The sequence below is a fragment of the Streptococcus sp. Marseille-Q6488 genome (assembly GCF_946902925.1).
In the GTDB taxonomy this organism is placed as follows: domain Bacteria; phylum Bacillota; class Bacilli; order Lactobacillales; family Streptococcaceae; genus Streptococcus.
Genome location: NZ_CAMPPZ010000021.1, coordinates 21,947 through 37,276 on the forward strand (window position 1 = coordinate 21,947; position 15,330 = coordinate 37,276).

Here is a 15,330-nt window from a genome sequence, read left to right on the forward strand (position 1 = left end):
GAAATATCAAACTTTATAGCAAAATGAAATAAACTCTGAACAAATAGGATAGTAAAGTCGAATCAATTTCTAGCAATGTTTTATAAGTTATAATGTTCTGTTCTGAATTTAAGATAACATATAATTTAAAGAGACTGGACCAAAACTCAACTTCCGGAGAAAATAAAGTCAATCTTCCCACAATAAAACGCATAGTCTCAAGTTTTGAACACCTGATACTATGCGTTTTTCTGATTTGAGAGGCTTTTTCTCAGCCTCTTCTTAATCTTATACTCAATGAAAATCAAAGAGCAAACTAGGAAACTAGCCGCAGGCTGCTCAAAGTACTGCTTTGAGGTTGTAGATAAGACTGACGAAGTCAGTTACATATATCTACGGTAAGGCGACGTTGACGCGGTTTGAAGAGATTTTCGAAGAGTATTAGCTTTTCTCCACCCCACTACAGTTGACAATGAGCCAAAAAAAGAAGATGACGAATCATCTTCTTAAAAACTATGAGTTTTTAGTCTTCTTTTTTCTTGAAGAATCCTAATCCTAGACCAGCTAACAAGGTCATGATACCAGCGCTAGCCAAGGTAGCATTCGCTTCTGTACCTGTGTTTGGCAATTCCTCTCTTCTATTTGTCTCAGAAGTCGGAGTATTTGCTTCTGGAGTGTTTGGAGTTGGAATTTGACTTTCTGGTGTTGGAATAGTCGGATCTTGTGGAGTTGGAATCGGTGTGGTCGGTTTCTGTGGAACAGGATTATTAGGCTCTACTGGTGTTATCTTTTCAAATCTATGAATTGTAACACCATCCTTCGTTACAGTTGTAATATATCTGTATCCAGGAATATTTCCTGGCTCATGAGTTCCAGGTTTTTCTGGTTTCAATGGCTTACCATTTTCATCCACCCAGATTGTAATATGATTACTTTCTGGAGTTGGTTTTACCGGTTCTTCCGGAGTAGGTGTGTTTGGAACTTTTTCATACGTAATCGGTGTATCCTTACCTGGTTCTGTTGGTACCGCTGGTGGAATGTATCCTTGTGTTGGATCATTTGGCACTTTTGGTTGTAATGGTGTTTCACCAATCTTCGGTGTGTATCCTGGTACGTATGGTATTACTGGTACATTTGGTGTATTAGGATCCGTTGGATCTCCAGGCTTAGTTGGATCTGTCGGATTGTTTGGATATGGTTTTGGTGTCATATCTGTTCCTGTCGGTGGTGTTACACCTTCTGGTAATCTTGGTACCCAACTTCCTAGTTTAGTATAAACTACTTTTTGATCTAATCCTGTCGAATCTGCATTTGTTTCCACTTTATCTACTGAAGCTTTGTCTGCTACATATCCTGTTAATTCAGGTGTGTCTACTTTTGCTAATTCTTTGTCCGCACTTTCCCATTTTCCGTATGTGATTGTTCCTGTAACTGCATTATATGTCGCACTACGTTTGAAGTGGGCTGTTTGTTTTACTGGTTCTTTTCCACTTGGCTCTTCTGGTCCATCCGCAGTTTCTTTCTTAACGTAAGTAATTGTACGTGTTACTTCTTTTTCTAAGTCAGATTTTGCTAATCCAGTTTCTGGCCATTTTGGTCCGTCTGGAATATTAGGGTCAACCGGTGTATTTGGAGTTGGTGGTGTTGTTACTTCTACAGTACGTTCCTTAACAAGTAATTTGAATACTTGAGTTGGATCTCCATTTTCAGGGTCTTTATTCTTATCGAATGTTGCACCTTTCAATGGTTCCTTGTTTTCTACTGTATATCCACGTTTTTCCAACTCTGCAATCTTAGTTATTACTGAATCTGCAGGAATTGGTTCACCTGTTTCACCTGAAAGTTCTACTTTCTCTTTTGGTAATTCTACCTCGGTTCCAGTTGTTGTGTTGAACACCTTCACTACAGCTCTTTGAGGATCTTTTTCATACTCAATCGGCGTATCGTTTTCTGGTGTTTCTGGAATCGGTGGTACCCTGTATCCAGTTTCTGGATTATTTGGATCAACTGGTACTAACGGATTTCCATCTGGTGTCTTAGGTGTATAACCTGGCACATATGGAATCACTGGTGGTTTCGGTGTGTTTGGTTCAACTGGTGTTCCTGGCTGTGGATATTCTGGTTCTCCAGGTTTAGTTGGATCAGTCGGATGGTTTGGATATGGCAGTGGCGTTGGTGTTTCTACACCTGGCACTTTTGGTACCCAGCTTCCAATTTTCTTGTAGACAACTTCCTCTTCAAACGATTCAGTATCAGCTGTCACTTCACTAGAAGGAACCTTCATTTTATCAGCTATATATCCAGTTAATACTGGAGTTTTCACTTCATCTAGTGTTTGTTTATCACTCCATGCACCGATTGTTGTTAGACCTGTCGCTAAGTTAGTTGTTACTTCGCGGGTAAATTCAGCTGTCTTAGTATTCGTTAATTTACCATTATCAACTTCAACTTTTGATCCATTTGTTTCATCAATTTTATAGTATTTAATCGTACGTGTTACAGATTTTGTTTCTGTTTCAACTGATGTACGCTCTCTAAGAATGAGTTCATAAACTTGCGATGGGTCTCCAGTTTCTGAATCTTTTACTTTATCAAACGTTTCACCTTTTAATGGTGTTTTATTATCTACAATATATCCACGTTTTTCTAAGTCTTTGATTTTTTCATCAAGCTTTGTTGAAGGAATTGCAGCGTCTGGTATACCACTATCGATACTTACTTTTTCATTCGGCAATTCTATTTTTACGCCATCTCTGATCGTATAGACTTTTACTACTGCTTTTTGTGGGTCTGGTGTATAGTTTATTTCTATATTTGTTTTTGGATCTGTTGGAGTTGGTGGTGTATATCCTTCCGTTAAATCTGTTGGATTTTTCGGTACTAAAGGAGTTCCGCCAACATTTGGTGTATATCCTGGTACATATGGAATTACTGGTACATTTGGATCCGTTGGATCACCAGGCTTAGTTGGATCGTTTGGATTATTTGGATATGGTTTTGGTGTCATATCTGTACCTTCTGGTGGTGTTACACCTTTCGGTAAGTTTGGTACCCAATTTCCTAGTTTTGTATAAACAACTTTTTTCGTTAGATTAGTCACCTCACCAGTTGAAGTTGGCGCTGTTGCTTCTTCTTCTCCTACGCTTGCTATATCTGCGATATAACCTTCTAGTACTGGTGTATCTACTTTCGGGAATTTACTATTTGTGCTTGTCCAGTCCTTGTAAGACACCGTATTATCCGCTGTATTAGTTACTTCTTTTCCTGTGAATGTGACTGTATTTTCTGTCTTTCGTTCTTCAAGAGTCGTTCTTTTTATAACTCCATTCACATTATCTTCTTTTACATAGGTAATTGTTCTCTTAACTGTTCTGGTTGCATCTACTTCTGCTGGCGCTGGTGGCGTAGTATCTTCCTCATATACAAACGTTACTGTTGCTGGACTCTCAGATATAGTTCCTCTTTCAGCAGCAGAAGCTTTTAACCTTCCCTCTTCAAGAGTACCGTTGTCCAACGATCTTTTCAGTCTATAACGTTTACCATCACTAGCTGTAATCGTCTCTAATTTTTTATCACTAACATTATATTCTGTATATCGTAGTCCACTATCGACAGCAAGGTATGTTCCATCTTCTCCTTTTTTACCTAAATCAGTTTCTTTTTGACCTGTTACAGTATTCTTAAGCGTCAATAGAGTTCCATTGACATCCTGATACTTAACTTTAACATCTCCTGACAGCTGAGATCTTAGTTCAGATGTCTTCTTACTCTTTTTGATTTCTTCTTTTATTTTCTTCTCTTGGTCTTCAGTAATCTTACCTTGTTCTTTTAATTTAGTAATAATACGTGTTGTGACTTCTTTAGACGGTTCTACGGTATCTTGGATTACTGAGAAATCGGCTAGGATTGGTAAGTTATATTGAAGTCTTGGACTTTGCTTGTTAACACCAACACGTTTTTCATTTTCCGCAAACACTTGTATCTTGTAGGCTACAACGTCTTTACCTAATGGAATATCTCCTGTTGAGAAGTATCCACCTTTACCTAATTTGTCCTTATCGCCACTAATCTCTGTATTAATTATTTCTGATAATTTATCATCAGGTAGTACATCGGTACGTGTGACATTATTTTTTTCAACAAAATATCCCGTGAATCTTTCAACACCTTTGTCTGCCGTAGCAGCAAGTTTATTAGTATGATATTTTTCATATTCAGCTTCTGATATTTCACTACTATCAGGTTTGCTAGTTGCTTTCATGTATGATCCAAGGATTTTTGCTTCTTGACTACCGTTTCTTGCTTCCAGGTAAGTGTAGGCGTTTGTGGATCCAATGGCTGCTTTTAAGGCAGAGATTTCTTTGTTTAGTTTAGTTTTATTAGTCTCATCAGCTGTTTCTAATTTTGCTTTTTTATCATTCAACTTCGTCTCAAGCTCTGCACGGTGTTTTTTTACTTTATCTGGATCTGTTACGAGTTCTAATTGGTCTGTATCTGCATGATAGATAATTTTTTTCGCAGTTGGTAATACAAAATCCAATAATTTATAGACACGATCTGGGTCTTTAGACTTAGTTAATGTTGAGTTGTCTGGATATGTTTCACTGCTATTCTCCCATACTGGAGAGTCTTTTTGAACCTCCGCATCCAATTTGGGTCTTAAAATATTTTTGAGCTTATTAGCTACAGTTGCATATGGAACTGTAAAAACACTTCCCTCTTTAAAATAATTATTTTGCCTTCCTGTAGCTTCTAATTTATCCTTATCGATAGGTAACTCATATATAACGTCTCCATTTTTAACGAGTTCTTGTTTTGCTTCCTCTTTTAAAGGTGCTAGTTTCTTATTATCTCTTCTTTCACCTGGATATTTTTCATTATATTTAGCATTTGCAAGAGCATTGACTTTTTTAATGTATTCATCTTTCAATAAATTTTTAATTACTTTATTAAACCCACTTAAATCTACACCTTGGCTATAGCGTTCTTCATTCTCTACTATTCCGTCAATTCGGTTAATAGTATGGTCATAGATGGTCTCTTCCACTTCTTTTGAAGTATCATTCTTATCCTTTTTAATCGCTTTAACAACGATACGATAAGTCCCTTTTGACCCTTCATAGTCTGAGATATACCCTGTTACAAAGTCGATTTTCAAACGACTTCCATATTTGGTAGAGAAGGCAGTGAAGGTTTTTTCTATTCCATTGAATCCCTCAATATTTGGAGAATGTTGGAGAATATCTTCCTTCTCTTTGACAGGTAAGCTAGCAAGATTTTCCTTATTTCCTGTTCTATTCGCTGTCTTTATATCAAATGGAGTGCCATCTTGTGCTTCATCATTTTTATTGGCAAGAGTACGTCCTTTGGCAAGCATTAACATATATTTGAAGCGACGGTCTAATGCTTGCTCGTGAAGGAAGATTTGGTCAAGGGCATTAGAACCAAGCATTCCCCCTTCTTGACGTTTGCCATCTTTGTCAATGTACCAACCAGTAAAGTAACCCTGCGCATTTTTCTTACCGATGGCAAATTTACCCGCATGTCCCTCTTTGTTGATAGCACGCCAACCACCGAAACTGTCTATTTCACGAATTTCACCATCTTGTAATTTCACGCCGTCTGCATCTTCACTGACTTTGCCGTTTTTAAATCTAAGCGCATCCCCAAGAGTATCCATGTTTCTCAAGTATGAACGCTCGTTGTTTTGGAAGTCATCCGGCATATTCTGGATAATCTTCCACATTTCTTCAACTGTAGCATCTTCGCCAGGATCATCAAATGTTAGATTGGCATTCTTATCATCCGCACCCTTTTCTCCAGCCTTAGGCACACGTACCCCAGGCTGATCGTCTTTTACTACGTCACCCTTACGATTGGCATCCAGTAAAGCTGAATCAGTATCTGCTGTGTCTGAACCTCCCTCATTTCTAGAAATCGGCTCTGATTCAGTCCCTGCATTGCCAGCTAGTGTCTCTCCTGTATCCCCATCAGGTAATTCTCTTTTACTACGAGTACGAGGTTTCGTACTTTCTGGAGCTACTAGCGGATTTTCAGCTACGGGAGCATTATAGGTGTTTGCTGCCTCAGTATTGCTTAGGTCAGGCTTATTTCCTGTCTCTCCATTTCCAGACTGTTCTGGATTTGTCGAGTTTGCTGTCCTCTCAGCTTCCCTCGCTGACTCCACACCCTCAGCATGAGCAATCCCAGCCCCCATCAAAAGATAGAGCGCCCCTATAACAACACTAGCTGCACCGACACTTACTTTTCGTATACTGTATTTTAATTGTTTTTCTGGACTATTCATGCCCGCCTTCATATATATATATATTATTCTACTATTTCTACATAATAGAATACAATTTCATCTAAATATTATACACCAGTCGGCTGTAAATTTCAAACTTTACGAATGGCAGATTAGGAGATAGACGACTCTTTTTACTGAGACCAAAGCTAGGCTAGGAGCCCTTCATCAGTCCACAAACGTCAAAAGTCACTTTTATATCGATAGTCTACCCAAGAAATATAGTAATACGTCCATATCCAAGAGTCAGTTACATAAGGGACTGTGTTATACAGAAATAGAGGATTTTTTTGACTTCAAGAGCCTATAAAATTTAAGTGTAGTAGCGACGGAGAAAAAAGAAACCCAACTGATTTACAAGCAAACAGCCTTACTATTTTTAAACTTTTCCCTTTCTTTTCCGAATAAATAGATAGAACCATCGAATCTAGTAAACTTAGATTTAAAACTGTGGTATAATAAAAGGAGGAAAAGGATGATTCTCAGACATCCGGGCATTAGCCCAACCAACGACTTGGTTGCTAAGAAAATTTTTAGCAATCCAGAGATCACTTGTCAATTTATTCGCGATATGCTGGATTTACCAGCCAAAAATGTAACCATTTTGGAGGGGAGCAATATTCATGTCTTACCTTCCCTGCCCTACTCGGCACAGGACTTCTATACCAGTATAGACGTCTTAGCGGAGTTGGACAATGGGACACAGGTTATTATCGAAATACAAGTCCATCATCAGAATTTTTTCATCAATCGCCTGTGGGCTTACTTGTGCAGTCAGGTCAATCAAAATCTTGAAAAAATTCGCCAACGAGAAGGTGATACACATCAGAGTTATAAACACATCGCACCAGTATATGCTATTGCAATTGTGGATAGTAATTACTTCTCAGATGACTTGGCTTTCCACAGTTTCAGCATGCGAGAGGACACGACGGGTGAAGTCTTAACCATCACAAGTAACGGTCAAGAAAACCATTTGGTTAAGATGGCGTTCTTAGAACTAAAAAAATATAGAGAAACCAGCAAAGATAGCGTTCGCAAACCGTGGTTGGAGTTTTTCGGGAATAAGCCCTTTACCCAGCAACCCGAGCGAGCCATCAGCCAAGCAGACCAACTGCTGGACTACAAGAGCTGGTCCGAGGAGGACAGAAAAATGTTTAGTCAACTACGTATGCGCGAAGAACAAGCCTTGTTAGCACAGGACTATGCCTTGGAACAAGCGGAGGAAAAAGGTGTAGAGAGAGGTCGCGCAGAGGGCATTGAGCAGGGACTGGAGCGTGGAAAACTTTTTGCCTTCCTAGATATGGTCCGCCAAGGTCTTCTAACACCTGAGGTTGCCAGCCGACAGTTAGGAATGACCGTGGCTGAGTTTGAAGCCTTGCTAGAAGATTATCACCAATAACGGTAAAGAAAACCATCTGGTCAAGATGGCATTCTTAGAACTAAACGTCTAGTCACAGATTACTCAAAACACTGTTTTGAGGTTGTGTATAAAGATACTGGGTAAAAGTCTTCTCATAATAAAACGTTTGGTATCAATGTTTTATTATGAGAAGATTTACTTTTTTACTGAGATTGAATTTTCCCTAGCCTCAACATCATATAAACCCCAAATTCAATCTGACCTAGTTTGAAAAGATTTTCGAAGCAGATAAGGTTTTACTAAAACTAAAAAAAATGATATAATCAAACTGATTAAATGTTTTAAAAATAAAGGAGAATTTTAATGTCTTACCAAGAAAATTACCAGAAATGGGTTGATTTTGCGGAGCTTCCTGACTACCTTCGTCAAGATTTGGAAAATATGGACGAAAAAACAAAGGAAGATGCCTTCTATACAAATCTTGAATTTGGTACTGCAGGTATGCGTGGCTTGATTGGTGCAGGTACAAACCGCATCAACATCTACGTTGTTCGCCAAGCTACTGAAGGATTGGCTCGTTTGATTGAGTCAAAAGGTGGAAACGAAAAAGAACGTGGTGTCGCAATCGCCTACGATAGCCGTCACTTCTCACCTGAGTTTGCCTTTGAATCTGCGGCAGTTCTTGCTAAACACGGTATCAAATCTTACGTATTTGAAAGCCTTCGTCCAACTCCAGAACTCTCATTTGCAGTTCGTCACCTCAACTGTTTCGCAGGTATCATGGTCACAGCCAGCCACAACCCTGCTCCATTTAACGGTTACAAGGTTTACGGTGAAGATGGTGGACAAATGCCTCCACACGACGCAGACGCTTTGACTACTTATATCCGTGCAATCGAAAATCCATTTGCGGTAGAAGTTGCTGATGTGGAAGCTGAAAAATCTTCTGGCTTGATTGAAGTCATCGGCGAAGCTGTCGATGTAGAATACCTCAAAGAAGTCAAAGACGTAAACATCAACCCAGCCTTGATTGAAGAATTTGGTAAAGACATGAAGATTGTCTACACACCACTTCATGGTACTGGTGAAATGTTGGCTCGTCGTGCTCTTGCCCAAGCAGGATTTGACTCTGTTCAAGTTGTTGAAGCGCAAGCAACTGCTGACCCAGACTTCTCAACTGTAAAATCTCCGAACCCAGAAAGTCAAGCAGCCTTTGCCCTCGCTGAAGAACTTGGTCGTCAAGTTGGTGCAGATGTTCTTGTGGCAACTGACCCAGACGCTGACCGTGTTGGTGTTGAAGTTCTTCAAAAAGATGGTAGCTACCTCAACCTTTCAGGTAACCAAATCGGTGCTATCATGGCAAAATACATCTTGGAAGCTCATAAAAATGCTGGAACTCTTCCTGAAAATGCCGCTCTCTGCAAATCTATCGTATCAACTGACTTGGTAACGAAGATTGCTGAAAGCTACGGGGCAACCATGTTCAACGTTCTGACTGGTTTCAAATTCATCGCTGAAAAAATCCAAGAATTCGAAGAAAAACACAATCACACTTACATGATGGGATTTGAAGAAAGCTTCGGTTACTTGATTAAACCATTCGTACGTGATAAAGATGCTATCCAAGCCGTTCTTGTCGTTGCTGAGCTTGCTGCCTACTACCGTTCTCGTGGTTTGACACTTGCTGACGGTATCGAAGAAATCTACAAAGAGTATGGCTACTACGCAGAAAAGACAATCTCTGTTACCCTTTCAGGTGTCGATGGTGCTGAACAAATCAAAGCAATTATGGCTAAATTCCGTAATAATGCTCCAAAAGAATGGAATGCAACAGCTATCACTGTCGTAGAAGACTTCAAGGCACAAACTGCTACTGCTGCTGACGGTACTGTTACAAACTTGACAACTCCTCCAAGTGACGTGTTGAAATACACACTTGCTGACGGTTCATGGATTGCTGTTCGCCCTTCAGGTACAGAACCAAAAATCAAGTTCTACATTGCAGTTGTAGGGGAAACCAACGAAGAATCACAAGCTAAGATTGCTAACATCGAAGCAGAAATCAATGCTTTTGTAAAATAAAGATCTAAAAAGATGAGACCAAATAATCTCATCTTTTTTTCGTATCAAATCTAAGCAATTTTAGAAACTTTATGGCATACTAGACATATCAATGAAAGCGAGGTAATCTCATGGAACAATTTTTAGATAATATCAAAGATCTTGAAGTCACTACAGTTGCGCGTGCGCAAGAATCTCTTGATAAAAAAGAAACTGCAACCTTCTTTATCGGTCGCAAAACTTGCCCTTACTGCCGTAAATTTGCAGGTACATTGGCTGGTGTCGTAGCTGAAACCAAAGCTCACATTTACTTCATCAATAGTGAAGAATCAAGCCAACTCAATGAGTTACAAGCATTCCGTTCACGCTACGGAATCCCAACTGTACCAGGATTTGTTCACGTTGCAGATGGACAAATCAATGTCCGTTGCGACTCTTCAATGTCAGCACAAGAAATCAAAGATTTCGCAGGATTGTAAAAAATCAGCTAACAAGTCTTAAAATCACAAAAACGCATAATGTAAGGTGCAAAAACCTTGATATTATGCGTTTTATTGTTCCTAAAACAGTTACATCAGCGTTTCGTTACAGCACATTTTAATTTTGGAAGTCAAATCAATTTTTAACAATGGTTTAGAAATCACAGTGGGCTATTCCATATTCAATTATCCAGATTCAATCGCTATTATCGTTTTCCTAGATTACAAAAAAACTACGTTTTGCTAATCAAAACGCAGTCTCAGCCACTATTTTATCTTACTGTCCTTCTTTTACTTCTTTGGTTGCTACATCTTCTCCAAACCATTTTTGGCTGATTTCTTGGAACTTGCCGTCCTTGTAAAGACTAGAAAAAGCTTCATTTATCTTCTTAACCAGAGTTGTATCTTCCTTACGGGCTCCAACCGCAAAAGCTTCTGTTTCTAGTCCAACTGTAAAGACATTATAATCGTTTAAAACACCTTCTGCTTCTAAATAATAGTTTGCATAGACACGGTCAATCAATAGACCGTCAATTCGATCGTTTTTCAAATCAATCAAGGCTTCATTAAAGGTTTGGTATTGATTCGCTTCCTTATTAGCGACAATATCCTTTAAAATCGCTGGGTTTGCTTCAAAGTCCGCATAACCAGATGAACCGGCTTGAGCTCCTAATGTCTTTCCAGCCATATCCTTTGCAGTCGTGATACCAGATGATTTCTTCGTAACCAATACCTGCTCATTCTTCATATATGAGTTACTGAAAGCTACCTTTTCACGGCGTTCGTCTGTAGCGGAATAGCCATTCCAAATCAGATCAATCGTTCCTTTTGTCAATTCAGCTTCTTTCAAATCCCAATCAATCGGTTGCCAATTTACTGTAATTCCGTATTTTTCAAAAACAGCTGTAGCTAAATCAATATCAAATCCTGCATAAGAACCATCTTTCTGAGCAAATCCCATTGGAACAAAAGTGCTATCAAATCCAATAGTAATAGACTTGTTAGACTGGTACTTAGACCAATTGTCTCCACTAGTTTCGCTAGTATTTTTCCCACAAGCTACTAAGAACAAAGCAGTCATCAGACTGACTAATACAAGCATCCATTTTTTCATCCATTTTTCCTCCTATTTAGGTTCTACTTTCAATAATACATCTGCGATATTTTCCGCGAACTGCAAATCGTGGGTTACCACAATCTGGGTCATCCCAAGTTCCCTATTTTGCAAGATTAGTTTTTCCACTTCCAAGCGCAATTCTGGATCTAGGGCAGAAGTTGGTTCATCGTAGCCAATGATTTCTGGGTCAATCATCATAGCACGCGCCAAAGCCACCCGCTGCTTTTGCCCACCAGATAATGAAAATGGATAGGCATCTGCATGCCCTGCCAGTCCTAACTGTTCCAAGAGTCCACTCGCCTTCTTCTCAGCTTCTTCCTGCTTCATCCCCATGGTCTTCACAGGCGATAAAGTCAAATTGTCCAAAACTGATAAATGAGGGAACAGTTGAAAATCTTGGAAGACAAATCCCAGTAGGTTTCGCTTCTGCAATTCATCCAGCTCTAAAGGTTGTCCATTATAAAAGATTTGCCCTGAATCAATGGTTTCAAGACCCGCAAGCATACGTAAAAGAGTTGTCTTACCGCCACCGGAAGGCCCAACGATAGCCAGGATTTGCTTTTCAGGAATACTTAGACTGAAATTAGATAAAATTTGCTTTTCACCAAATCCCTTATTGATATTTCGTAATTCTAACATGGCAGCCTCCTATCTATAATAACTATACTTCTTCTCAACTTTTTTAGAAATAATTGTCACAATCCCAATCAAAATCAAGTAAATGGCTCCTGCCAAGAACATGGGAACCAGACTGGCGTCACGGTTGGCAGCTGTTCGACTAGCCAAGATAAGGTCTGAAATTCCAAGAGCATAGACCAAAGAAGTATCCTTGACCAAACTCATAACTTCATTAAAGACACTAGGAAGAACAATCTTGGTCACTTGGGGCAAGATAATATAGCGCACTGTGGCAAAGGGACTAAACTTCAAGACCTTGGCAGCCTCATACTGTCCTCTTGGAATAGTGTCAATTCCTCCACGGAAAATTTCTGCAAAGTAAGCTGCATAGTTGAGAACAAAGGCAATAATGGCAGCAGGAAGGCGGTCTAAACGAATCCCAATACTTGGAAGCACATAATAAATAAAAATCAGTTGCAAGAGTAAGGGGGTGCCACGCATAACCCAGATGTAAATGTTAATCAGATAATGGAGGGGCTTCCAATGGACTTGCAAGGCAAAGGCAATCAAAACGCCCAAAGGAATCGAAAATAGCAAGACCAGTGCAAAGACCTGTACAGTCGTGCTCGCACCATTCAGTAAACTCGGTAATATCTCAAATAAATAAGACATACTGCACCTCCTAAAAGTAATTGTTCCTATTATAGCATGAATAAACAAAATAACCAACCATTTTTGTAAAAAAATTCTATCATATACAAATAAAAACCGTAGCTATCAAAAGAGATAAACTACAGTTCTATATGTTTAAACATTCTTACAATCTCTCAAACAGTTCTTGCATTTGCACATCATCTGGAATCAGTTTTAAGTAAGCTTGTGCATTAACTTTTGCTTCCTCAAAGTAGCCCAATTCACGCAAGAGGTAGATATAGTGTTCCAGAAACTCTGGATTGTCCTTTAAATCTCCTGCCAACTCTTGGTAAAGCTCATAGGCAGTATCCAAATCGTCCATTTCTTGATAGGAACGAGCAATCATCCACTTGGTCAAGAGATTTTCTGGCTCTTCGCTCTGCAAGTCTATAATATCCTCATAACGCTCCTGCTCCAGATAAATAGTTGCTAGACGGAGTAAGATTTCTTCCGTATCCTCAGCATCTTCTTTAGCAGTAAGGAGATAATTTTCTGCCCCACTAGCATCATGCAATTCATAAGAGAATTGTGAAGCAGCTAGCAAGAGGCGAGTTTCAAAGGGATTTTTCTCTAAGCCTTGCTTAGCGATACGCAGGGCTTCTTGAACTTGATGTTCCTTATGTAAGGCCTGACTGTACCCATACTCATATCCTTCAAAATCAGGAGAAATGGTATCAAGCTGCTTAAAGTAGAGGGTGGCTTTTTGATATTCTTCTTGATCAAAGTAAAGACTGGCCAGCTCAAAAGCTGTTAGGTCATCGTATTCTAACTCCAGAGCTTTTTCTAAAAACTCAGTAGCCGTTTCAAATTTCCCTAACTGGGCATAGGCAAAGCCAATTCGTTGATAGGTAGAAATGCCTGTTTGCTCATAAATAGTACGATTATCTAACTGGGCATAGCCTTGAATAGCTTCTTGGTAATTTTCCAACTCACTATCCAACTCTGCTAAGCCCAATATCAAGAGAGGATCCTCTGAGTAAGTCAAGGCCTCCAATAATTTCTCACGCGCCACATCTGTCAAACCTTCCAGCTGGTAAAGGTCTGCTTTAAGCGCCAAAGCCGAAATATACCAGTCACTGTCAGCTTGGATTTCCTCTAGATAGGCAAAGGATTCTTCTATTTGACCATCCTCGCTAGCGATTGCTGCTAGATTAAGATGAACCTCTGGAAAGTCCTCTACGATTTTCAGGTAAATTTCCTTGGCCTGAGGATAAAAACCAATCCCTTCAAGATAAGTTGCCAACTCATACAGAAGGTCACTTGGATCATTTTCTAAAGCTTTGACGAAATAATGTTCTGCCTTGGCTAAATCTTGCTCCTCCAAAGCCTGTAACATCTGTTGACTATTGTTCACTCTTGACTTCCTCGCCCTCTAATTCATATAGACCACTGACTACCTTATACCATTCGAAAATGGCTGAAATGACAACCTTAGCAGAGGCATAAACCGGAATACCAAGTAAAACTCCCCAGATACCAAACATAGATCCTGAAGTTAACAAAACAAAGAGAACATTAATGGGATGGATGTTTAATTGACTTCCCAAAATCAATGGAGAGACAAAACGGCCTTCAATAGTTTGTTCTACGATAAAGACAATCACTACTTTCAAAAGCATGACTGGACCAGCAATCAAGCCCAGAACTAAGGCAGGAAGCATGGCTAGGAAGCTACCAAGATAAGGAACCAGATTTAGAATACCGGCAGTAACACCCAGCGTAACCGCATAGCGTAGACCAATGATCTTGAAGAAGATCATAAACATTACTGCAACAATAATAGCCACTGTCACTTGCCCTCGAACATAGTTGGACAACTGTTGATTCACATCTGACAAAACTTGTCCTACAGGTTCTTTCAATTTTGTTGGCATGAATTGGGTCAAATAGTTACGCAAGTCTTTCCCATCACGCAAGAGATAAAAGAGCATGAAAGGAACGATAATCAAGGCAACAATCACTTGAGATGCCCCGCTAATAAAGGCGCTCACCCAGTTGACTGCCTGAGATGAAACCTTACTTGCCCAAACTGTAGCCTGGCTAGAGAAGTTTGTCAAAACTTGTTCTAACTGAGGCCTGAAATCATCTGGTAAACGCTTGGTTACCAAATCATCAATAACCCTATCTGCATCTTCAAGATAGATTGGTACATTTCTTGCGAATGTCAAAACCTGACGTTGCAGATTTGGAATGGCGACTGCCAAGCCCCAAATGATAAAGAGAGCTATGATGACAAAGACAATGCTGATGGCTATGACGCGATTAACCTTACGCTTCTCCATCCAATCAACAATAGGATTCAGTAAATAGTATAGTAAACCAGATAGAATGACTGGCAACATCACAACTGCTAAAAAGTCTAAAACAGGTGAAAATAGAAAACTAATCTTACTTAAAATAAAAAGATTCAATCCCAATAATAAGGTTACTAAAAATACCGTAATGGCCTTGTTATCTAAAAACCACTTAAAAAACCAAGATAGGCTAAAATGTTTCTCTTTTTGCTCCATAAATACTTCCTTTCTATCGTTCTCTCATTATACCATTTTTGAAGTAAAATAACTCTTTTTTTAAGTGCTTATACTCTTCGAAAATCAAATTCAAACCACGTCAGCTTCGCCTTGCCGTACTCAAGTACAGCCTGCGGCTAGCTTCCTAGTTTGCTCTTTGATTTTCATTGAGTATTACATGGAGACAGCGACATAAAAAATCT

The 15,330-nt window shown here is 39.4% G+C and carries 9 protein-coding genes; 3 read left to right on the forward strand and 6 right to left on the reverse strand.

The features are described from left to right. Positions 1-502: 502 nt before the first annotated feature. Complete coding sequence (locus OVN23_RS10445) at positions 503-6,286, reverse strand: mucin-binding protein (RefSeq protein WP_267241022.1); 5,784 nt, start codon at positions 6,284-6,286, stop codon at positions 503-505. Positions 6,287-6,761: 475 nt separating this feature from the next. Between OVN23_RS10445 and OVN23_RS09415 the strand changes: the two genes are divergently transcribed. The 3 genes from OVN23_RS09415 (at position 6,762) to OVN23_RS09425 (ending at position 10,189) form a co-directional block, all read left to right on the forward strand. After that, complete coding sequence (locus OVN23_RS09415) at positions 6,762-7,688, forward strand: Rpn family recombination-promoting nuclease/putative transposase (RefSeq protein ID WP_267241023.1); 927 nt, start codon at positions 6,762-6,764, stop codon at positions 7,686-7,688. A gap of 324 nt (positions 7,689-8,012) precedes the next feature. Beyond that, the gene (locus OVN23_RS09420; protein WP_164226889.1) at positions 8,013-9,731 is read left to right on the forward strand and encodes a phospho-sugar mutase; all 1,719 of its coding nucleotides are present in this window, start codon (positions 8,013-8,015) and stop codon (positions 9,729-9,731) included. A 110-nt stretch (positions 9,732-9,841) separates the two neighbouring features. Then, on the forward strand, positions 9,842-10,189 hold the full coding sequence (locus OVN23_RS09425) for a PedC/BrcD family bacteriocin maturation disulfide isomerase (RefSeq protein WP_173278494.1): 348 nt from the start codon (positions 9,842-9,844) through the stop codon (positions 10,187-10,189). Between the two features lie 277 nt (positions 10,190-10,466). On the opposite strand, the gene OVN23_RS09430 is transcribed toward OVN23_RS09425, so the two are convergent. The 5 genes from OVN23_RS09430 to OVN23_RS09450 all read right to left on the reverse strand — a co-directional run bounded on the left by OVN23_RS09430 (position 10,467) and on the right by OVN23_RS09450 (position 15,127). After that, positions 10,467-11,303, reverse strand: a complete 837-nt coding sequence (locus OVN23_RS09430; RefSeq protein ID WP_173253534.1) for an amino acid ABC transporter substrate-binding protein — start codon at positions 11,301-11,303, stop codon at positions 10,467-10,469. Between the two features lie 12 nt (positions 11,304-11,315). Next, on the reverse strand, positions 11,316-11,945 hold the full coding sequence (locus OVN23_RS09435) for an amino acid ABC transporter ATP-binding protein (RefSeq protein WP_173253535.1): 630 nt from the start codon (positions 11,943-11,945) through the stop codon (positions 11,316-11,318). Positions 11,946-11,954: 9 nt separating this feature from the next. After that, a complete protein-coding gene (locus tag OVN23_RS09440) occupies positions 11,955-12,596 on the reverse strand; it encodes an amino acid ABC transporter permease (protein WP_031222863.1) in 642 nt (213 codons plus the stop codon). 145 nt (positions 12,597-12,741) lie between these two features. Continuing rightward, positions 12,742-13,971 carry a tetratricopeptide repeat protein gene (locus OVN23_RS09445; RefSeq protein WP_173253536.1) on the reverse strand — a complete coding sequence of 410 codons (1,230 nt, stop codon included), beginning with the start codon at positions 13,969-13,971 and terminating at the stop codon, positions 12,742-12,744. Continuing rightward, entirely contained in the window at positions 13,961-15,127 is a 1,167-nt protein-coding gene (locus OVN23_RS09450; RefSeq protein WP_173253537.1) for an AI-2E family transporter, read from the reverse strand. Before OVN23_RS09450 ends, OVN23_RS09445 begins: the two co-directional genes overlap by 11 nt. Positions 15,128-15,330 lie beyond the last annotated feature (203 nt).